This is a genomic window from Micromonospora phytophila, from assembly GCF_023656545.1.
Taxonomy (GTDB): domain Bacteria; phylum Actinomycetota; class Actinomycetes; order Mycobacteriales; family Micromonosporaceae; genus Micromonospora; species Micromonospora phytophila.
Window position 1 is genome coordinate 1 of record NZ_JAMOKF010000023.1, and the last position, 18,832, is coordinate 18,832.

Consider the following 18,832-nt stretch of genomic DNA (forward strand, 5'->3'; position numbering starts at 1 on the left):
CGCTCCCGCGCCTCCTGCGGCAGCGCGCACGCGGCCGTGCCGCCGGGGAGCCGGTGCCGGTTGCGGGCGACCCAGCGGTACGCGGGCCACGCGGCGGCGCGTACCGGCGGGAGCTTCAGGCCGGCGCCGGCGACCCGCCACAGCGGACCGCTGTCGACCAGCATCCGGGCGATCGCGTCGGGGCCGGCCGCGCGGGAACCGTCGGCGCCGACCCACTGCACCGCCTCCTCGCACTCCGCCTCGGTCAGGCCGAGCACGTCGAGGTCGGCGAACTGCCAGGGCACCACCCGGGCGCCGGTGGGAATCCGCCGCTCGATGAACTCGGCGCACCGGGTGCAGAACGCGCAGTCCCCGTCGTAGACGAACGTCGACTTCTCCATGCCTGCATCCTCCACCCGGACGCCGCGCGCCGGACGCCGAGGTGGGCGGGACCACGCCGGGTCGCTTGCGTTCCACTCGTACGCGTGTTCGAATGAGGGCCATGCGCTGGGACAACCTCTCCGCTCCCCCGGACGAGGGGGTCCCCGATCGGGCAGCGCCAGCGACGCCACCCCTGCCGCTGGCGCTGCCCGGCGCGATCGCCCGCACCTTCGACACCCCCGGCTTCGCCGGGATGACCTTCTACGAGGTCCAGGCAAAGTCGATCATCAACAAGGTGCCGGGCGCCTCCCGCGTCCCCTTCGAGTGGACGATCAACCCGTACCGGGGCTGCAGCCATGCGTGTGTGTACTGCTACGCGAGAAATACTCACATCTATCTGGATCTCGACGCCGGGGAGGACTTCGACCGGAAGGTGATCGTCAAGGTCAACGCCGGTGAGCTGGTACGGCGTGAGCTGGCCGCCCCCCGCTGGCGGGGCGCGCACATCGCGATGGGCACCAACGTCGACTGCTACCAGCGGGCCGAGGGGCGCTACCAGCTCATGCCGCAGATCATCGCGGCGCTGCGCGACTTCGCCAACCCGTTCTCGATCCTCACCAAGGGCACGCTGATCCTGCGGGACCTGCCGCTGCTGCGGCAGGCCGCCGAGGTGACCCGGGTGGGCATCTCCTACTCGGTGGGCTTCGTCGACGAGCGGCTCTGGCGGGCCGTGGAGCCGGGCACCCCGAGCCCCCGCCGACGGCTGGACGCCGTGCGGGCGCTCACCGACGCCGGCTTCTCCGTCGGGGTCCTGATGGCGCCGATCCTGCCGGGGCTCAGCGACGGCGACGAGTCGATCGACGCCACCGTGGCGGCGGTCGCCGCGGCCGGGGCGGCCAGCGTGACGCCGATGGCGCTGCACCTGCGCCCGGGCGCCCGCGAGTGGTACGCGCACTGGCTCGGCCGGGAGTTCCCCCACCTGGTCCCCCGCTACCGCGAGCTCTACCGCTCCGGCGCGTACGCGCCGCAGTCGTACCAGCGGGAACTGACCGCGCGGGTGCGGATCGCGGCCCGTCGGCACGGACTGCACCGGGGTGAGCACGGCGACAACCGCCGCCTGCCCGAGGCCGCGGCGCCGCCGGCCGCCGAACAACTCACGCTGTTGTAGCCCAGCCGCCGTACCCTGCCCGCATGCGGGAGATGACCAGCGGGACGCTGCGCCGGCAGCGCGTCGCCGCGGTGACCGCCGTGCTGCTCGGCGTGCTCTGGGGGTTCCTCGCCTCGGCGGCCGACCGCGGCACGCCCGCCCTGCTGGCCCTCTTCCCGTTGCTGCTGCTGCTCGGTTACCACGGGTACTGGCTGTTCCGGTCGCCGAGCCGGGCCGGACTCCGGGTGTCGCCGAGCGGCGCCGCCATTTACGCACCGCCGCGCGGGGCGGTCACCCCGCCGGTCGTCATGATCGCGTGGCTGCCCTTCCAACTGATCAGCTACGGCAGACGGTGGGAGCGGGACGTCTTCTGGTGGCTGTCGCTGGCCGCGTCCCTGGCGGTGATCGCCTGGGTCGTGGTGCACCGGTGGAGACGCGTCCCGCTCCTCGAGGTCACCCCGGAGGGCATCGGCCTCGGGCGGCCGCGGCGTGCGGTGTTCGTACCGTGGGCGGCGCTGGATCGGGACGGGCCGCTGTGGGCGACGCGGAACGACGGGTTCCTCCGGCTGCCCCTGGCCCGGCCGGAGCTGGTGCGGCGGCGGTTCGGCCGGCGAGCCGAGCAACGGCTGTGGATCCAGGACCTCGACGTCGCCCCCGGAGTTCCTGGCCGCGGCGCTGCGCCACTACGCGCGGCATCCGGAACACCGCGCGGCGATCGGCACCCCGCAGGAGTACGCCCGGCTGTGCCGCGCGCTCGTGGCTGGCGGCTGAGGAACGGGGTTAGAGTCGGCGGGTGCGCTCCGCTCAGCAGATCCTCGCCGACTCCGCCGTGATCGCCGTCGTGGGCGCGTCCCGCGACCCCGGCAAGGCCGCGCACAGTGTGCCGGCGCAGATGCAGCGCTACGGCTGGCGGATCATCCCGGTCAACCCGACCGCCGACGAACTCTTCGGTGAGCGGGTCTACCGCTCGCTGGCCGAGATCCCGCACCCGGTGGACCTGGTCGACGTGTTCCGGCCGGCGCAGGACGCCGTCGAGGTGGTCCGCGAGGCGGCGGCGATCGGCGCGCCGGCCGTGTGGTTGCAGCTCGGCATCGTCTCGGCGGAGGCCCGGCGGATCGCCACCGAGGCGGGCATCGACTACGTCGAGGACCGCTGCCTGATCGTCGAGCGCGCCGCCGCCGGCCTGACCCGGCTCGGCTGACCCGGCTCGCCCTGATCGCCCGTCCCGGCGTGGGGTGGGCAGGACCGCTGGCCCACACCATGCCGGTGGGACCGTCGTCTCCCGTGCTCGCGGAGGTCCGGCCGTCGTCCGTCCCGCCGCGCCGAGGGCGGTGTCCGACGTCGGGCGATCGCCGGCTCGGGGGCCGGCGGCGGCCCGGACGTGTCGCGCCGGACGGCGACCAGATGTGTCGCGCCGGACGCTGGCGGTGTGGTCGTACCCTTCGGCCATGTCGCTGCGCCCCTCACAGGCCGAACGGCCGCCCGGGGTCGACCGGCACGGGCTCTGGGCCCGCCGGCTGGTCGCGTTCGCCGTCGCCGCGACGGTGACCGGGGCGGTGGCCGTGGGGGTGTCCCGGCTGCCGCTGGACGCCATGGACTCCGGTTCGGTGGACCTGGTCGTGTGGCTGCTCACCGGGGCATTGCTGCTGTCGTCGCGGCGGTGGCGGCCGCGGCGACGGAGCCGGCTGGTGTGGCGGGCCCGGGTGGCGGGCCGGCACGGCTTCGCACCGGGGCTGGTGGCGCGCCGCTCGCTGGTCGGTTGGACCGAGCTGGGCCGGGACCTCACCCTGCTGGCCCTCCTGCCGTTGATGCTGCTGGCGTCGCTGCCCGAGGAGGACTGGAGCCGAATCGCCCGGCTGGTGGTGGCGGCGGGCATCGCGGTGCTGGTGGGACGGATGGCCTACGACGTGGCCCGCTTCACCGGCGCGCTGGCGCTCACCGCTGACGGCATCCGGCAGGGCCGGCGGTGCCACGAGTGGTCGACCATCGAGCAGGCTCGCCTGCACCGCGAGGGCGGACAGGTCGACGGCGTGTACCTGCGGCCCCGGGTCTGGACCCCGGTAAAGCGCGGGCGGCGGGTGGTCGGCGGCTGGGGGGTGGCGGTCTCCGACGAGCGGCTGCTCGCCGCGATCGAGGAGTACCGGACGCGGCCGGAGATGCTGGCCGTGAGGTTGCCGGTGACGGCGCCCGAGCCGGCCCCGACCGTCGAGCCGACACGGTGAGCGGGGGCCCCGACCGGGGTCAGGGCCCCCGCACACCGTCAGAGCTTGTACTCCTTGAGCAGGCCGCGGGAGATGATGGTCTTCTGGATCTCCGAGGTGCCCTCGCCGATGAGCAGGAACGGGGCCTCCCGCATCAGCCGCTCGATCTCGTACTCCTTGGAGTAGCCGTAGCCGCCGTGGATGCGGAACGCCTCCTGCACGACCTCGGCGCAGTACTCGGAGGCGAGCAGCTTCGCCATGCCGGCCTCGACGTCGTTGCGCTGGCCGGCATCCTTGAGCCGGGCGGCGTTGACCATGAGGGCGTGCGCGGCCTCGATCTTCGTGCCCATCTCGGCGAGCTTGAAGGCGATGGCCTGATGCCGGGCGAGCGGCTGGCCGAAGGTCTTGCGCTGCTGGGCGTACTGCACGGCCAGCTCGAAGGCGCGGATGGAGATGCCGCAGGCGCGGGCGGCCACGTTGACCCGGCCGACCTCGATGCCGTCCATCATCTGGTAGAAGCCGCGGCCGACCTTGTCGGCGCCGCCGAGGATCGCGGTCTCCGGGACGGTCACGCCGTCGAGCACCATCTCGGTGGTCTCGACGCCCTTGTAGCCCATCTTCTCGATCTTGCCGGGGATGGTCAGGCCGGGGGCGGTCTCGCCGAAGCCGGGCTCCTTCTCCAGCAGGAAGGTGCTCATGTTGGCGTAGACCGACTCCGCGCCGGTGTCGGTCTTGACCAGCGTGGCCACCACCGAGGAGTACGCCCCGTTGGTCAGCCACATCTTCTGGCCGTTGAGGACGTAGTTGTCGCCGTCGCGGACCGCCCTCGACTTGATCGCCGAGACGTCGGAGCCGGTCTCCGGCTCGGACATCGAGAAGGCGCCGCGCACCTCACCGGTGGCCATCTTCGGCAGCAGCCGGGCCTTCTGCTCGGCCGAGCCGTGCTGGGAGATCAGGTACGCCACGATGAAATGGGTGTTGACGATGCCGGAGATCGACATCCAGCCCCGCGACAGCTGCTCGACCACCAGGGCGTAGGTCAGCAGGGACTCGCCGAGCCCGCCGTACTCCTCGTCGATGGTCAGGCCGAACAGGCCCATCTCGCGCATCCCGTCGAGGATGTCGGTGGGGTACTCGTCGGCGTGCTCCAGCCGCTGGGCGTGCGGAATGATCTCCTTGTCGGCGAACTCCCGGACGGTTTCCAGGATCGACCGCTGCACGTCGGTCAGGCCGGGCGTCTGGGCGAGTCGGGCCATCTCAGCCTCCGGGGGATCGGCGCATTACTCGTGGGTAACTGAACGCTGGGTCAGTATCGGTCCCGCGACCGGCGACGCCAAGGTGACCAGTCCACACAACCGCTGTGAAAAGGTTCACCGCTGCGGGTAGCGTCCGGCAAGAGGGACGCCACCACCGGCAGGAGGAGCAGACCCGTGAGCCAGCCACCGCCGGGCTCGCCCGACCCGGACCGGCCGTCGCCGTGGGGACCCCCACAGGGGCACGACCCGGCGAGGTCCGAGCCGCCGGGGTACGGGCAGCCACCCTCCTACGAGCAGCCGTCGTACGAGCAGCCGTCGTACGGCCAGCCCTCGTACGAGCAGCCCGGCGAGCAGCCGCACGGCCAGCAGTGGGGGCACCAGCCGCCGTACACCCCGCAGGTGCCCTACGGCCAGTACGGCCCACCGTCCGGCCCGGGCCGGGGCGGCGGCGGCACGAACGTGCTGGCCATCCTCTCGCTGGTCTTCGCGTTCGTCTTCGCCCCCGCCGGCATCGTCCTCGGCCACCTGGCCAAGCGGCAGATCCGCAACACGGGCGAGGAGGGCGACCAGCTCGCCACCTGGGGCCTGATCCTCAGCTACGTCTTCACCGCCCTGGGCCTGCTGATCTGCTGCGGCTGGATCGCGCTGATCGCCTTAACCGGCAACGACGGCGCCACCTACTGACCGTCCAGCGGCGGCCCGTGCCGGGCGTCAGCGGAACTGCGCCTCGCGGACGCTGTTGCCGCCGTCCACCACCAGCATCTGCCCGGTGATGTACGAGGCGGCCGGCGAGCAGAGGAAGGTGATCGCCGCGGCGACCTCGTCCGGCGTGCCGGGTCGGCCGACCGGGGTGCCCAGCCCCTGCTTGATCTCCGCCACGGTGGAGGCGGCGGTGTGGATGGTGCCGGGCGCGACCGCGTTCACGGTCACCCCGTCGGCGATCATCTCCATCGCCAGCGCCCGGGTCAGCCCGACCACGCCCGCCTTGGCCGCCGCGTACGCCGCCTCGGTGGGCAGGGCGTTGACCGGCCCGGCGGTGGCCGACAGGTTGACGATCCGGCCCCAGCCCCGCTCGGCCATCCCACCGATGAACGCGCGGCTGCACAGGAACGCGGTGGTCAGGTTCCGGTCGATCTCGCCGCGCCACTCGTCGTAGCTGAGCTGGGCGACCGGGCGCAGCACCTCGGGGCTGGCCCGGCTGGCCAGACCGGCGTTGTTGACCAGCACCTCCACGTCGCCCAACTGCTCGGCGACCGCGTCGGCCAACGCGCCGACCTCCGACTCGTCGGTGAGATCCGCGACGAAGCCGGTCACCCCCAGCTCGCCGGCGCGTTCGTGGATGCGCCGGGTGGTGGAGACGATGGCGACCCGGGCGCCGAGATCGGCCAGCCGGCGCGCGGTCGCGTACCCGATGCCGTCCGGGCTGCCGGCCCCGGTGACCAGGGCGACCTTCCCGTCGAGCCGGAGGGTCACCGGCTCCGGCAGCGGCGCCGGTTCGTCGATGCCGGCGGAACCCGCCGTCGCCCGGCTGCGCCGGGCCAGGCCGGGACGGCTCACGTCCCGTCTCGGTCGGCTGCCGGAGCGGTCCGCGGCTCGCGAGTCAATGACCATGCCGAGATCCTGCCCGCTTCCCCCGGCCCGGGCAACGCGGCACCCGGGTGCGTCGGGTCCCGGGTTTGCACCGGTCTGGCTACCCTGACGGCGCACCCGCACCCAACGGAGAAGACGAATGACATATCCCCCGCCGTCCGGCGGCTCGAACGAACCGACGTGGTCGGGCCAGCAGTCGGCCCCGCCGGTCGACCCGACCCTCCCGGTGAGCGGTCACCCGATCCCCACCCAGCCCACCGGCGCCGACCCGTACGCCCCCGTGGACCCGTACGCCGCGCAGCCGGGCTCCGGCCAGCCCGCGGCCTACCCGCCCGGGGCCTACCCGCCCGGGGCCTACCCGCCCGGGGCCTACCCGCCGCCGGCCTACCCGAACTACGGCTACGCCCCGCCGCAGAAGACCAACGGCCTGGCGATCGCCGCCCTGGTGCTGGCCCTGGTCGGTCTCGCCTCCTGCATCACCGCACCGGTGGGCGCGATCCTCGGACACGTGGCGCGCAAGCAGATCCAGCAGACCGGCGAGGGCGGCGAGGGCATGGCGAAGGCCGCCATCATCGTCGGCTGGATCCTCACCGGCCTGTTCGTGCTGCTGATCCTCTTCTACGTGGCGCTGATCGGCTTCGCCATCTGGCAGAGCGAGTCCAGCAGCAGCAGCTACTGACAGCACCGTGCCGCCCCGACGCGGATCGGGGCGGCACGGGAGGAACGGGGGGCGGCTACTCCGCCGGCGGGGTGAAGGTCGAGGTGCGGGTCATCCCGGCGGCGCGGCCCTTCGCGGAGATCACCAGCGCCATCTTGCGGGACGCCTCGTCGATCATCTCGTCGCCGAGCATCACCGCGCCGAGCTTGCCGCCGGCCTCCGAGGTGTAGTGCTCGTACGCGTCGAGGATCAGCTCGGCGTGGTCGTAGTCGGCCTGGGCCGGCTGGTAGACCTCGTTGGCGGCGTCGATCTGGCCCGGGTGCAGCACCCACTTGCCGTCGAAGCCCAGCGCCGCCGAGCGCTTGGCCACCTCGCGGAACGCGTCCACGTCGCGGATCTGCAGGAACGGGCCGTCGATGGCCTGCTTGCCGTGCATCCGGGCGGCCATCAGGATGCGCATCAGGATGTAGTGGTAGGGGTCGCCCGGGTAGTCGGGGATGAGCGCGCCGACCACCAGGGACTTCATGTTGATCGAGGCCATGAAGTCGGCCGGGCCGAAGATGATGGTCTCCACCCGCGGCGAGGCGGCCGCGATGGCGTCCACGTTGACCAGGCCGGCGGCGTTCTCGATCTGCGCCTCGATGCCGATCCGGCCGACCTCCAGGCCCAGGGTCTTCTCGAGCTGGGTCAGCGTCATGTCCAGCCACTGCACCTGGGCGGCGTTCTGCACCTTCGGCAGCATGATGCAGTCCAGGTTGGCGCCGGCGCCCTCGACCACCTCGATGACGTCGCGGTAGGTCCACGGGGTGGTCAGGTCGTTGACCCGGACCACCCGGGTCTTGCCGGCCCAGTCGCCGTCGTTCAGGGCGGCGACGATGTTCTTCCGGGCGTCCGGCTTCGCCAGCGGGGCGACCGCGTCCTCCAGGTCGAGGAAGACCTGGTCGGCGGGGAGGCCCTGGGCCTTGCCGAGCATCTTGACGCTGGAACCCGGTACCGCGAGGCAGGACCGGCGGGGGCGACCGACTGCGGCCATGGATGCGCTCCTTCCAGCGTCCGGCGGGCACGCCGACGCCACCTGATGAAAGCCGAGAACTTAACGATCCCAAAGGGCGTTGTGACGCCACGGTAACCTCGTGCCGTGACCGGGGTGAATGGACCTGTGGAAGATCTCACTGAGCGTCGACTCGTGGTGGTGACCGGGGCCAGCTCCGGCATCGGCCTGGCCGCCGCCGTCGACCTGGCGCGCCGCGGTGACCAGGTGGTACTGGTCGGCCGGGACCCGGCCCGGCTGCAGGCCGCGGCGGAGCAGGTCCGGGAGGTGTCCGGTGAGCGGCCCGAGCTGTTCCGGGCCGACTTCGCGGTGCTCGACGACGTCCGCCGGCTGGCCGGGAAGCTGCGCGAGGCGTACGACCGGATCGACGTGCTGGCCAACAACGCGGGCGCGATCGTGCTTCAGCCGCTCACCACGGTCGACGGCTTCGAGCTGTCGGTCCAGGCCAACCACCTCTCCCCGTTCCTGCTCAGCAACCTGCTGCGGGACCGGATCGGCCGGATGGTGGTGACCGCCTCGGGCGCGCACCGCAGCGGCGCCCTCGACCCGGACGACCTGAACGCGCCGCTGCGCCGCTACCGCGCCATGACCGCGTACGGCACCAGCAAGCAGGCGAACATCCTCTTCACCGCCGAGGCGGCCCGGCGCTGGCCGGGGATCCCGGCGTACTGCTTCCACCCGGGGGTCGTGCGCACCCGGTTCGGGAACGACAGCCGGCTGGTCGCCCTGGGCATGCGGTTCCTGCCGTTCCGCAGCCCCGAGCGGGGCGCGGAGACGCTGGTCTGGCTGGCCAACCAGGACCCGGCCCGGCTGGTCAACGGCGCCTACTACTACAACCGCCGGCTGCACCGGCCGCTGCGCAAGGCGGCCGACCCGCAGCTCGCCGCCCGGCTCTGGGCGGCCAGCGCCGAGGCGGTCGGCATCGCCGAATAGCGGTGTCTTCACGCAGCCCGGCGCTGCGATACTGCGCCCCATGACGACGGGGAGTGACACCGGGACGACCGCGCCGCACACCGACCGTGACCCGGTCGAGGGGTCCGCCGACGTCACGCTGCGCGTGCTCGGGGCGGACAAGGAACTGGAGGACCGGCTCGGCCGGGAGCTGACCGCGTTCAACAACCGGGCGACCGGGGCCCACGACGAGGCGGACCTCTCCGTCCGGGTCACCGACGCGGACGGCGAGCTGGTCGCCGGGCTCACCGGGTGGAGCTGGGGCGACTGCGCCGGCATCAACATGGTCTGGGTGCGCGAGGACCGCCGGGCCGAGGGCTGGGGCGGGCGGATGCTGCGGGCCGCGGAGGCCGAGGCCCGCCGCCGCGGCTGCACCCAGATCTCGGTCTCCTCGTTCTCGTTCCAGGCGCCGGGGTTCTACCGCCGGCACGGCTACCTCGACACCGGGCGCCGGGAGGGCATCCCCGGCGGCCACGTCGACCACCACTTCTTCAAGTCGCTGGTCACCGACCCGGCCGCCGCGGTGCGCGTGGTCGCGCTGGTGGAGTTGGCCGCCGACGCGGTCGAGGCAGGCCAGCGGTACGAGGACACGGTGCTCGACCTGCTCGGGCGGCACGGCGGGCGGGTGGAGCGCCGGCTGCGCACCGGGGACGGGCGCACCGAGGTGCACCTGCTCCGGTTCGACTCGCGAGCCGGCTGGGAGGCGTTCCGGGCGGACCCGGAGCGGGCCGCGCTGCGGGCCAGCCTCGGTGACGGCACCCCGACCGGCCGCGTGCTGGAGGTGCACGAGGTCTGACGACCGGGGAGCCGGGCCGGGAAGTTAACCACTCAGTGGGCCGGCGTCGGCGGGGACGGCGGTGGGCACCGGGGCGGCACGGCGGGCGGCACGGGCGCCGCCGAGCACCACCACCGCGACGCCCGCCAGCAGCAGCGCCAGACCGGGCAGGGCGAGCGCCCGGGGCAGTTGACCGAGCCACACCCAGCCGATCAGGGCCGCGCCCGGGGCCTCCAGCAGGACCAGCACGCTGACCGTGGTCGCCGTGACCCGCCGCAGGGCGTAGTTGAACATCGAGTGCCCGAGCAGTTGGGCGCCGGCCACCAGAGCCAGCACGGCTGCCCAGGTGCCGGTGTCGAACCCGGTCAGCGGCACCCCGCCGACCAGGCAGACCACCAGCAGGAGCAGTGCGCAGACGCCGTAGCAGATGGTGGTATAGGTGGTCGTGCTGATGGTCGCCCGGGCCCGCTCGCCGAACGCGGTGTAGACCGCCGCGAACATGCCGCCGGTCACCGCGAGCAGATCACCGGCGAAGGCCCGGCCGGAGGCGGCGAAGTCCGCCCCGGTCGCCAGGGCGGCTCCCGCGACCGCCACCCCGATGCCGGCCCAGACCACGACCGGCAGTCGGCGGCCCTGACCGCGGGCGATCAGCCCCTGCCAGACCGGCTGGGTGGCGCCCAGCGCGGTGGCCGCGGCGACGGAGGTGAGCTGGGCGCTCGGCATCCAGGTGGCGAAGTGGGCGGCGAGCGCCACCCCGGACAGGACGCAGTAGACGCCCTCGCGCCGACCGGCACCGACGGTCAGCGACCGGAACTCGGCCCGCCGGCGGGCCAGCGAGACGGGGCCGAGCACGGCGGCCGAGAGCAGATTGCGCCAGAACGCCACGGCCAGGGCGGGGGCCGCCGCGAACGCGATCAGGGGCGCGGACGACGACACGGCCACGACGGCCAGGGCGAGCGCCCCGGTGGTCACCGGGTCGAGCGGCGGACGGTGCGCAACGGAGGACACGGGGAGCAATCCTCACACGACACCGGCGACCACGTACCGTCAGCACTCCGTTACGATCATGCCCGTCCGCGCCGGCGACCCCTACCGCCCGGAGGCGCTTCCCCATGTCCACGTACCAGGCGGTGCTGTTCGACTTCTTCGGCACGCTGACCCGTTCCGTCCAGCGCGGCGTGGCCCACCGGTCCACCGCCGAGCTGCTCGGCTGCCCGCCCGACGCGCTGGTCGACGTCCTCGACCGCACCTTCTACCAGCGCGCCAGCGGGCGGCTCGGCAGCGCCGAGGCGACCCTGCGCTGGGTGTGCGAGCAGGCCGGCGTGCATCCCTCGGAGAGCGCCGTCCGGGCCGCCGTGGCCTCCCGCCACCGGGCCGTACGCGCCGACACCCGGCTGCGGGACGAGGCGGTGCCCATGCTGGCCGAGCTGCGGCGACGGGGCCTACGTACCGGGGTGATCAGCGACTGCACCCACGAGCTGCCGGCGTTCCTGCCGCAGCTGCCGGTCGCCCCGCTGCTCGACGTCCGGGTCTTCTCCGTCCAGGTCGGGTGCTGCAAACCGGACCCGGCGCTCTACCTGGCGGCGTGCCGGCGGCTGCGCCTGGAACCGGCGGACTGCCTCTACGTCGGCGACGGTGGCAGCCAGGAGCTGACCGGGGCGGACCGGGCCGGGATGACCGCGGTGCGGCTGGCCGCGCCGGATCTCGCCGACCACATGGTGTTCAACTCCGACGACGCCTGGATCGGGCCGGTGCTGCGCTCGCTGGACCAGGTGGTCGACCTGGCCGTCACGGGGACGGCGGTGCCGGCGGGTGCTCCCGTCCCGGCCGGCTGCGCCGCACCCTGAGCAATCGCACCGCTCACGCGGCACCGCGGCGTGGTGCGGCCGGACGGCCCGGGTGGCCCGACACACCGTCAGGTCGGGGCGACCCGACACACCGTCGGGCGGTCCGGCGGCGGCCGGCGTCGTCGAGCGGCGTGGGCGGTGGGCTCAGCGGCGGCGGACCCGGTGCAGCCGGAACGGCTTGCGGGTCACCCGGACCCCCGGCGCCTCCCGGGGCACCTCGGCCAGCGAGTCCGCCGGCAGCTCGTCGCCGGCGAGCGCCTCCCCGGCCGGGGTCAGCCGGTTCAGCGCGCAGCCGTCGGCCGCCCAGCGTTCCACCAGCGCGGTGGTCGGCCCGGAAGCGTTCAGCCGCTTGGCCGCGACCAGCGGGGCGACGGTGTCCCAGTGCTCGCTGCCCGGCACCAGTCGACTCACCCGGGCCGGCCAGGTGACGATCCGCCCGCCGTGGTCACCGCGCAGGGTCACCTGCGCCTCCGTCGCGTCGGCGAGACCCGGCGCGGCCTGCTCGCCGGGGCCGCTGACCACGAGGAGCGCCCCCTCCAGGGGTGTGCACCACAGGGCGAGCGCCGGGCCTCCGGGCACGTTCACCCACGCTACGGCGGCCTTCTTCGTCGCCTCGTCGACCAGGGGTGTGGTGGTCCGGTCCGCGTCGGTCACCCCCGCATCCTCCCGCACCCGGCCCGGTCCCGTCAGCGCCGCCCGGTCAGCCGACGAACGGCGGGACCATGATCTCGCCCCGGGCGACCGGCATGACCTGGCCGGCGACGGTCGCGCCCAGCGCCTGACCGCCGGCGGCGGTGACGGTGCAGGCCAGCGAGGACGGACGGTTCATCTCGATGCCCTGGCGGACGGTGTACGCGGCGCGCCCGTCGCCGGGCAGCAGGCCGCTGGCCACCAGCCACACTCCCAGCCCCAGTGCGGCCGACCCGGTGGCCGGGTCCTCCGGCACACCGAGCCCGGGGACGAAGACCCGGGCGTGCGCGGTTTGCGCGGCGGCGTCCCAGGAGAAGACGCTGACGTGCTCCACCCCGTACCGCAGTGCCGCCGCCGCGTTGACCCGGGCGCGGGCCACCGCGTCCGGACGCACCGGGAGGTACGGGAACTCCAGCCCGCAGCCGGCCACCCGGGGCGGCGGGCCGACGTGGTCGTCCGCGGTGAGCCCGGCCATCTCCAGCAACGGCTCCGGGTCCAGCTCGGGGCCGAGGGTCGGGCTGCCACCGGTCAGCGTCGCCCCGGTCGCGGTGACCTCGACCGGGAGCACCCCGGCACCGCACTCCTGGGTGATCTGCCCCACACCGAACATGCCCCGGCGGCTGGCGGTCACCGCCGCCCCGACGCTGGGGTGGCCGGCGAAGGGCAGCTCCTCGACCGGGGTGAAGATCCGGGCGCGGTAGGTGGCACCGACCTGGGTGGGCGGGAGCACGAACACCGTCTCGGAGAGGTTGAACTCCAGCGCGAGCGCCTGCATCTGCTCGGTGGCCAGCCCTTCCGCACCGAACACCACCGCCAGGGGGTTGCCGGCGAACGGGCGGTCGGTGAAGACGTCCACGATCTCGTAGGCCAAGGTCGACATGTTGATAAACACTAGGCGCTTAGGCTGGTGCCCGTGAGCACGCCGACCCGGGTCTACATCGCCCGTCTCGCCGGAGTCGCCGTCTTCGATCCGAACGGCGACCAGGTGGGGCGGGTCCGCGATGCGGTGGCCCGGCTCCGGCCGACCCAGCGCCCGCCCGAGGTGGTCGGCCTGGTCGCCGAGATGCCGATGCGCCGGCGGATCTTCCTCTCCATCAACCGGATCACCTCGATCGACGCCGACGCGGTCGTGCTCGGCTCCGGCACGCTCAACCTGCGGCGCTTCGAGAAGCGCCCCAACGAGCTGCTCGTGCTCCAGGAGCTGCTGGACCGGCGGGTGCAGATCGATCCGGGCGGCCAGCCGGGCTCGGTGGTCGACGTGGCGATGGAGAGCAGCCGGGGCGGTGAGTGGTCGCTGAGCCGGGTGGCCGTACGCGAGCAGACCGGCCGGCTGACCCGTCGTGGTCACCTGCACCAGGTCGAGTGGGAACGGGTACGCGGGCTCAGCGGCATCGCCGACAACCGGGGCACGGCCAACCTCCTCGCCGTGCTGGAGGACATGCGCCCGGCCGACCTGGCCAACGCCCTGCAGGACCTGCCCGACGCCCGGCGCAATGAGGTCGCGGCGGCGCTGGATGACGAGCGGCTGGCGGACGTGTTGAGCGAGCTGCCCGAGCACGACCAGGTGGAGATCCTGGCCGCGCTGGACCGGGAGCGGGCCGCCGACGTGCTGGAGGAGATGGACCCGGACGACGCCGCCGACCTGCTCAACGAGCTGCCGCCGCCGGAGCAGGACGTGCTGCTCGACCTGATGCAGCCGGGCGAGGCCGACCCGGTGCGGCAGCTGCTCAAGTACACCCCTGGCACGGCGGGCAGCGTGATGACCTCGGAGCCGGTCATCATGCCGCCGGACGCCACGGTCGCCGAGGCGCTCGCCCGGATCCGGGAACCGCACCTCTCCCCCGCCATCGCCGCCCAGGTGTTCGTGACCCGGGCGCCGATGACCACCCCGACCGGTCGCTACCTCGGCATGGTGCACTTCCAGCGGCTGCTGCGCGAGCCGCCGGCCGAGTTGCTCGGCGGGGTGGTGGTCAACGACATCGACCCGCTGCGGCCGACCACCCCGCTGCCGGAGATCACCCGCCGGATGGCCACCTACGACCTGGTCGCCATGCCCGTGATCGACCGGAGCAACCGGCTGGTCGGTGCGGTGACGGTGGACGACGTGCTGGACCACTCGCTGCCCCGGGACTGGCGGGACCGCGACGCCGCACCGAGCCCGGTCACCTCCGACGCGGTGCTGGACGGCACGGATGGCTGAGCAGCGACGGGGCGAGCGGTTGGACCAGCCGCGCGAGCCCCGGGGCCTCAAGCTGCCCCGGTTCGACCCGGAGGCGTTCGGCCGGTGGTCCGAGGGCATCGCCCGGGGCATGGGCACGGCGAACTTCATCGTCTACATGACCGTGGTGATCGCGCTCTGGTTCGCCTGGAACACCCTGGCCCCGGCGAACCTGCGCTTCGACCCGTACACCTTCACGTTCCTGACCCTGATCCTGTCGTTGCAGGCCAGCTACGCGGCGCCGCTGATCCTGCTGGCCCAGAACCGGCAGGCGGACCGGGACCGGGTGGCCCTGGAGGAGGACCGCCGCCGGGCGACGTTGCAGAAGGCGGACACGGAGTACCTGACCCGGGAGATCGCCGCGCTGCGCAACTCGATGGGTGAGGTGGCGACCCGGGACTTCCTCCGTTCGGAGCTGGCCCGGCTGGCCGAGGAGATGGACGAGGCGGCCCAGCGCCGGCAGCGGCTAGAGCGCCGCCAGCAGGAGAAGGGCGGCCAGCGCACGGTCGGCGGCGAGGGCCTGGGCGAGCCCCGCGACGACCTGGACGGCGACTGGGCCCGGGACGGCCGCGCGGAAGGCTGAACGGGTGGGTGTCGCCCCGCCCCACGGCGGGTAAGGGACCGCGTCGGACGCCCCACTTCGCGAGGTACGCCGCCCAGCCTCACCGCCGTCATCGACTGGCTCACACCGGCCCCCGCTGGCGGCCGTGCCGGATCGCCGCCGACGTAGCATTGCGGGCATGTCAGCACCCGTCAGCACCGTCTCCGACGCGATCCAGGCCGCCCTGGCCACCGTCAACGACCCGGAGATCCGCCGGCCCATCACCGAGCTGGGCATGGTCCGCTCCGCCGAGATCGGCGACGGCGGCGTGGTACGGGTCGAGCTGCTGCTCACCGTGGCCGGCTGCCCGCTGAAGGACAAGCTGCGCAACGACATCACCGCCGCCGTCGGCGCGGTGCCCGGCGTGACCGGCGTCGAGATCGAGTTCGGCGTGATGAGCACCGAGCAGCGCCAGGGGCTCCAGGCGAAGCTGCGCGGCGGTGGCGCGGCCGAGGAGCCGGTCATCCCGTTCGCCCAGCCCGGCTCCCGCACCCGGGTGTACGCGGTCGCCAGCGGCAAGGGCGGCGTGGGCAAGTCCAGCGTGACGGTCAACCTGGCCGCGGCGCTGGCCGCCCGTGGCCTCTCGGTCGGCGTGGTCGACGCGGACATCTACGGCCACTCGGTGCCCCGGATGCTCGGCGCCGACGGCCGGCCCACCCGCGTCGAGGACATGATCATGCCGCCGCAGTCGCACGGCGTGAAGGTCATCTCCATCGGCATGTTCACCTCGGGCAACGCGGCCGTGGTCTGGCGCGGCCCGATGCTGCACCGGGCGTTGCAGCAGTTCCTCGCCGACGTCTACTGGGGTGAGCTGGACGTGCTCCTGCTCGACCTGCCCCCGGGCACCGGCGACGTGGCCATCTCGCTGGCCCAACTGCTGCCCAACTCCGAGATCCTCGTGGTCACCACGCCGCAGGCCGCCGCCGCCGAGGTGGCCGAGCGGGCCGGCGCGATCGCCCTGCAGACGCACCAGCGGGTCGTCGGCGTCATCGAGAACATGTCCTGGCTGGAGCTGCCGGACGGTTCCCGGATGGAGATCTTCGGCGCCGGTGGCGGCCAGACGGTCGCCGAGTCGCTGTCCCGGACCATCGGCGCCCAGGTGCCGCTGCTCGGGCAGATCCCGCTCGACACCCGGGTCCGTGAGGCCGGTGACGAGGGCAACCCGATCGTGCTGGCCGAGCCGGAGTCGCCGGCCGCGAAGGCGCTGGGCAGGATCGCCGACCGGCTCGCCGTGCGGCGCGAGTCGCTGCTCGGCAAGCCGCTGGGCCTCAAGCCCGCCGGCCGCTGACCGTACGCCGGGCCCGGCCCGGCCCGGCCGTTGTCGCTGCCAGACGGGGCGGTGTTCCTCCGGGAGCGCCGCCCCGTCGTCGTCGCGCCCGGCGTACGTCACGGGGCGCGCGGAGACCCGTCCCGAACGGGTGGGCAGGAGGGTCGAGGCCGGCGGGTGGCTGCCGGTCAGGTCGCGTCGTCGTAGCTGACGCGGGGGGCGGGAGCCGGGGCGCCGCCGGTGGCGGTGCTCGGGCGGGTGCCGTTCGGCCGCAGGTCGGCGGCGGAGGCGACGTCCTTCAGCTCGTTGTGCACGCCGGTGACGTCCGAGCGGAGGTTGTCGTAGACGCCCTGCAACGGCTTGCGGATCGCCTGCTCGTCTTCCTCGCTGAGCAGGTGCTTGCGGATGAACGCCTTCGGGTGCAGGTCCTCCAGCTGGATGTCGGTGCCCAGCTCGCGGCTGAGGTCGGTGGTGGCGCTGCGGGCCATGTTGCGCAGGTTGCGCACCATCCGCAGGCCGTCGCTGATCACCGCGGGCAGCCGGTCACCGAAGATCAGCAGCGCCAGGAGCAGCAGGCCACCGATCTCCCACCAGTTCAGGTTGTCGAACACTGCGCGGGCCTCCTCTCGGCATCAGCAGCAAGACTACGCACGTCGGACGCCGACCGGGGAGGGGGTGAGGGTCACTTCGCGTCGGCGGCCAGCGTCACCGAGGCGTTCTGCCGGTCGGAGCCCCGGCGGTACTCGACGGTCACCACGGACCCGGGCGCGAACTTGCGGACCAGGGCGATCAGGTCGGTCGGTTCGGTCATCGGCCGCCCGTTGAGCTTGAGGATGACGTCGCCGGTCTTCAGCCCCGCCCCGGCCGCCGGTCCGGACGGTTCCACCATCGCCAGCCGTACGCCCGCGCCGGCGCCCGCCCCGGGCCCGCCGACCTGCGCGCCGATCACCGTGCGCCGGGCCTTGCCGGTGCCGATGATGTCCTGGGTGACCCGCTTTGCCTGGTTGATGGGGATGGCGAAGGCGAGGCCGATGTTGCCCGCCTCCTGCCCGTCGGAGACCAGCGACTTGATCGTCGAGTTGACCCCGACCACCCGGCCGGCGCCGTCGACCAGCGGCCCACCCGAGTTGCCGTGGTTGACGGCCGCGTCGGTCTGGATGGCCGCGTAGTAGCGCGTGGGGCCGCCCGGCTCGCCGGCCTGCATCGTCCGGTCGAGCGCGCTGACGATGCCGGCGGTGACCGTGTTGGCCAGCGAGAGCGGCGAGCCCATGGCCAGCACCGGGTCGCCCACCGCCAGGGCGTCGGAGTCACCGAACTCGACCGGGCGCAGACCGGTCCGGGAGACCTTGATCACCGCGATGTCGGACTCCGGGTCCTGCCCCACCACCGTGGCCGGGGCCGAGCTGCCGTCGTTGAAGATCACGGACGCCTTGCCGGCCGCCCCCGCCACCACGTGGTCGTTGGTGATCACGTGGCCGTCCGCGCTGGCGATGAAGCCGGAGCCCTCGCTGGTGCCGCCGAGGCTGGCCACCCGGACGGTCACCACGCTGGGCAGCACCCGTTCGGCGACTCCGGCCAGCGACTCGGGTCGGCGCTGGGCCAGGGCGGGCGCCTGCGGGTCGGCGCCGAGCACCGTGCCGACGCCGGCCCCGCCGCGCACCGCGAAGGCGTACCCGAGCGCGCCGCCGAGGCTGCCGGCGAGCAGTGCGGTGATCAGCGGGACGAGCAGCAACTGCCGCAGCGTGGGCCGGCCCGGCGCGTCCGGGTCGCTGACCGGTTCCGGCTCGGTGCCGGTGCCGGGCGCGATCGGCACCACCACGGCGGCGGGCGCGTTCGGGTCGCGCCACGGGTCGGTGAGCGCGTCGGACCACCAGGGCGACGGCGTGGCGCCGACGGCTCCCTGCGGCGCCGACGGCGACCCCACGGGCGGATACCCGGGCCCCGGCGATCGCGCCGGTGCCGGGGTTCCCCCGGGCCGGCGCCAGTCCCAGCCGTCGGTCACGTCGGTGCCTCCCAGTCCCGTCCCCGGATCCCGCGCTCCACGGACCGGGTGACGGGGTCACGCGGTCGCGATCGACGGAATACCGCTTCCAGGATTACACGGATGCCGCGGGTGGAGTCAGCGGTTGCGGCCCGTGATCGTCAGGTGGCGGATGCGCGGCTGCGCCCGTTCGGCGTCGCCTCTAGGCTCACAGTGCCCACCCGCCCCCCGCACCACTC

21 protein-coding genes are annotated in these 18,832 nt (G+C 73.7%); 12 read left to right on the forward strand and 9 right to left on the reverse strand.

The features are described 5' to 3' along the window. Positions 1-380: thiol-disulfide oxidoreductase DCC family protein (locus NCC78_RS05860; RefSeq protein ID WP_250792151.1), on the reverse strand; the 380-nt coding region annotated here is incomplete at its 3' end. A 101-nt stretch (positions 381-481) separates the two neighbouring features. Between NCC78_RS05860 and NCC78_RS05865 the strand changes: the two genes are divergently transcribed. The 4 genes from NCC78_RS05865 to NCC78_RS05880 all read left to right on the forward strand — a co-directional run bounded on the left by NCC78_RS05865 (position 482) and on the right by NCC78_RS05880 (position 3,729). Continuing rightward, positions 482-1,528, forward strand: coding sequence for an Rv2578c family radical SAM protein (locus NCC78_RS05865; protein WP_250792153.1), 1,047 nt, complete (start codon positions 482-484; stop codon positions 1,526-1,528). Positions 1,529-1,551: 23 nt separating this feature from the next. Next, complete coding sequence (locus NCC78_RS05870; RefSeq protein WP_250792155.1) at positions 1,552-2,340, forward strand: hypothetical protein; 789 nt, start codon at positions 1,552-1,554, stop codon at positions 2,338-2,340. Beyond that, complete coding sequence (locus tag NCC78_RS05875) at positions 2,301-2,708, forward strand: CoA-binding protein (protein WP_250792157.1); 408 nt, start codon at positions 2,301-2,303, stop codon at positions 2,706-2,708. The genes NCC78_RS05870 and NCC78_RS05875 overlap by 40 nt, the downstream gene beginning before the upstream one ends. Before the next feature lie 247 nt (positions 2,709-2,955). After that, positions 2,956-3,729, forward strand: a complete 774-nt coding sequence (locus tag NCC78_RS05880; RefSeq protein WP_250792159.1) for a hypothetical protein — start codon at positions 2,956-2,958, stop codon at positions 3,727-3,729. Positions 3,730-3,767: 38 nt separating this feature from the next. Here NCC78_RS05880 and NCC78_RS05885 read toward each other — a convergent pair whose 3' ends face one another. Beyond that, positions 3,768-4,964, reverse strand: a complete 1,197-nt coding sequence (locus NCC78_RS05885; protein WP_250792161.1) for an acyl-CoA dehydrogenase family protein — start codon at positions 4,962-4,964, stop codon at positions 3,768-3,770. A 174-nt stretch (positions 4,965-5,138) separates the two neighbouring features. Between NCC78_RS05885 and NCC78_RS05890 the strand changes: the two genes are divergently transcribed. After that, entirely contained in the window at positions 5,139-5,648 is a 510-nt protein-coding gene (locus NCC78_RS05890; protein WP_250792163.1) for a DUF4190 domain-containing protein, read from the forward strand. A 27-nt stretch (positions 5,649-5,675) separates the two neighbouring features. Here the strand turns inward: NCC78_RS05890 and NCC78_RS05895 are convergent, their stop codons facing one another. Next, complete coding sequence (locus NCC78_RS05895) at positions 5,676-6,506, reverse strand: SDR family NAD(P)-dependent oxidoreductase (RefSeq protein WP_372495070.1); 831 nt, start codon at positions 6,504-6,506, stop codon at positions 5,676-5,678. Positions 6,507-6,693: 187 nt separating this feature from the next. Here NCC78_RS05895 and NCC78_RS05900 point away from each other — a divergent pair, with 187 nt between their 5' ends. After that, positions 6,694-7,233: a DUF4190 domain-containing protein gene (locus NCC78_RS05900; protein ID WP_250792169.1), complete on the forward strand. Its 540-nt coding sequence runs from the start codon at positions 6,694-6,696 to the stop codon at positions 7,231-7,233. A 55-nt stretch (positions 7,234-7,288) separates the two neighbouring features. Here NCC78_RS05900 and NCC78_RS05905 read toward each other — a convergent pair whose 3' ends face one another. Next, positions 7,289-8,245: an HpcH/HpaI aldolase/citrate lyase family protein gene (locus NCC78_RS05905; protein WP_250792170.1), complete on the reverse strand. Its 957-nt coding sequence runs from the start codon at positions 8,243-8,245 to the stop codon at positions 7,289-7,291. Between the two features lie 126 nt (positions 8,246-8,371). On the opposite strand from NCC78_RS05905, the gene NCC78_RS05910 reads away from it, so the two are divergent. Continuing rightward, positions 8,372-9,196: an SDR family NAD(P)-dependent oxidoreductase gene (locus NCC78_RS05910; RefSeq protein ID WP_250792171.1), complete on the forward strand. Its 825-nt coding sequence runs from the start codon at positions 8,372-8,374 to the stop codon at positions 9,194-9,196. 40 nt (positions 9,197-9,236) lie between these two features. Beyond that, positions 9,237-10,010, forward strand: coding sequence for a GNAT family N-acetyltransferase (locus NCC78_RS05915; RefSeq protein WP_250792172.1), 774 nt, complete (start codon positions 9,237-9,239; stop codon positions 10,008-10,010). A 24-nt stretch (positions 10,011-10,034) separates the two neighbouring features. Here the strand turns inward: NCC78_RS05915 and NCC78_RS05920 are convergent, their stop codons facing one another. After that, positions 10,035-10,997 (reverse strand): DMT family transporter, encoded by a 963-nt coding sequence (locus tag NCC78_RS05920; RefSeq protein ID WP_250792174.1) that lies wholly within the window; start codon positions 10,995-10,997, stop codon positions 10,035-10,037. A 104-nt stretch (positions 10,998-11,101) separates the two neighbouring features. Here NCC78_RS05920 and NCC78_RS05925 point away from each other — a divergent pair, with 104 nt between their 5' ends. Beyond that, complete coding sequence (locus tag NCC78_RS05925) at positions 11,102-11,836, forward strand: HAD family hydrolase (RefSeq protein ID WP_250792175.1); 735 nt, start codon at positions 11,102-11,104, stop codon at positions 11,834-11,836. 144 nt (positions 11,837-11,980) lie between these two features. On the opposite strand, the gene NCC78_RS05930 is transcribed toward NCC78_RS05925, so the two are convergent. Together NCC78_RS05930 and NCC78_RS05935 are read right to left on the reverse strand one after the other, a co-directional pair. Then, positions 11,981-12,490, reverse strand: coding sequence for a hypothetical protein (locus NCC78_RS05930; RefSeq protein WP_250792177.1), 510 nt, complete (start codon positions 12,488-12,490; stop codon positions 11,981-11,983). A 46-nt stretch (positions 12,491-12,536) separates the two neighbouring features. Then, positions 12,537-13,406: a PhzF family phenazine biosynthesis protein gene (locus NCC78_RS05935; RefSeq protein WP_250792178.1), complete on the reverse strand. Its 870-nt coding sequence runs from the start codon at positions 13,404-13,406 to the stop codon at positions 12,537-12,539. Positions 13,407-13,439: 33 nt separating this feature from the next. Here NCC78_RS05935 and NCC78_RS05940 point away from each other — a divergent pair, with 33 nt between their 5' ends. From NCC78_RS05940 to NCC78_RS05950, 3 genes are all read left to right on the forward strand, one after another. Continuing rightward, entirely contained in the window at positions 13,440-14,726 is a 1,287-nt protein-coding gene (locus NCC78_RS05940; protein ID WP_250792182.1) for a magnesium transporter MgtE N-terminal domain-containing protein, read from the forward strand. Further along, positions 14,719-15,327 carry a DUF1003 domain-containing protein gene (locus NCC78_RS05945; protein ID WP_250792183.1) on the forward strand — a complete coding sequence of 203 codons (609 nt, stop codon included), beginning with the start codon at positions 14,719-14,721 and terminating at the stop codon, positions 15,325-15,327. Before NCC78_RS05940 ends, NCC78_RS05945 begins: the two co-directional genes overlap by 8 nt. A gap of 157 nt (positions 15,328-15,484) precedes the next feature. Continuing rightward, the gene (locus tag NCC78_RS05950) at positions 15,485-16,633 is read left to right on the forward strand and encodes an Mrp/NBP35 family ATP-binding protein (RefSeq protein WP_250792184.1); all 1,149 of its coding nucleotides are present in this window, start codon (positions 15,485-15,487) and stop codon (positions 16,631-16,633) included. Between the two features lie 167 nt (positions 16,634-16,800). On the opposite strand, the gene NCC78_RS05955 is transcribed toward NCC78_RS05950, so the two are convergent. Both NCC78_RS05955 and NCC78_RS05960 read right to left on the reverse strand, forming a co-directional pair. Further along, positions 16,801-17,223: a twin-arginine translocase TatA/TatE family subunit gene (locus NCC78_RS05955; RefSeq protein ID WP_250792185.1), complete on the reverse strand. Its 423-nt coding sequence runs from the start codon at positions 17,221-17,223 to the stop codon at positions 16,801-16,803. A gap of 71 nt (positions 17,224-17,294) precedes the next feature. After that, positions 17,295-18,614 carry a S1C family serine protease gene (locus NCC78_RS05960; RefSeq protein ID WP_372495068.1) on the reverse strand — a complete coding sequence of 440 codons (1,320 nt, stop codon included), beginning with the start codon at positions 18,612-18,614 and terminating at the stop codon, positions 17,295-17,297. Positions 18,615-18,832: the final 218 nt, after the last annotated feature.

What these genes read in the sequence shown, in the direction of transcription:
- NCC78_RS05865 (WP_250792153.1), top strand. Translation starts at nt 482, where the DNA reads ATGCGCTGGGACAACCTCTCCGCTCCCCCGGACGAGGGGGTCCCCGAT.
- NCC78_RS05870 (WP_250792155.1), top strand. Translation starts at nt 1,552, where the DNA reads ATGCGGGAGATGACCAGCGGGACGCTGCGCCGGCAGCGCGTCGCCGCG.
- NCC78_RS05880 (WP_250792159.1), top strand. Translation starts at nt 2,956, where the DNA reads ATGTCGCTGCGCCCCTCACAGGCCGAACGGCCGCCCGGGGTCGACCGG.
- NCC78_RS05885 (WP_250792161.1), bottom strand. Translation starts at nt 4,964, where the DNA reads ATGGCCCGACTCGCCCAGACGCCCGGCCTGACCGACGTGCAGCGGTCG.
- NCC78_RS05900 (WP_250792169.1), top strand. Translation starts at nt 6,694, where the DNA reads ATGACATATCCCCCGCCGTCCGGCGGCTCGAACGAACCGACGTGGTCG.
- NCC78_RS05905 (WP_250792170.1), bottom strand. Translation starts at nt 8,245, where the DNA reads ATGGCCGCAGTCGGTCGCCCCCGCCGGTCCTGCCTCGCGGTACCGGGT.
- NCC78_RS05915 (WP_250792172.1), top strand. Translation starts at nt 9,237, where the DNA reads ATGACGACGGGGAGTGACACCGGGACGACCGCGCCGCACACCGACCGT.
- NCC78_RS05925 (WP_250792175.1), top strand. Translation starts at nt 11,102, where the DNA reads ATGTCCACGTACCAGGCGGTGCTGTTCGACTTCTTCGGCACGCTGACC.
- NCC78_RS05935 (WP_250792178.1), bottom strand. Translation starts at nt 13,406, where the DNA reads ATGTCGACCTTGGCCTACGAGATCGTGGACGTCTTCACCGACCGCCCG.
- NCC78_RS05945 (WP_250792183.1), top strand. Translation starts at nt 14,719, where the DNA reads ATGGCTGAGCAGCGACGGGGCGAGCGGTTGGACCAGCCGCGCGAGCCC.
- NCC78_RS05950 (WP_250792184.1), top strand. Translation starts at nt 15,485, where the DNA reads ATGTCAGCACCCGTCAGCACCGTCTCCGACGCGATCCAGGCCGCCCTG.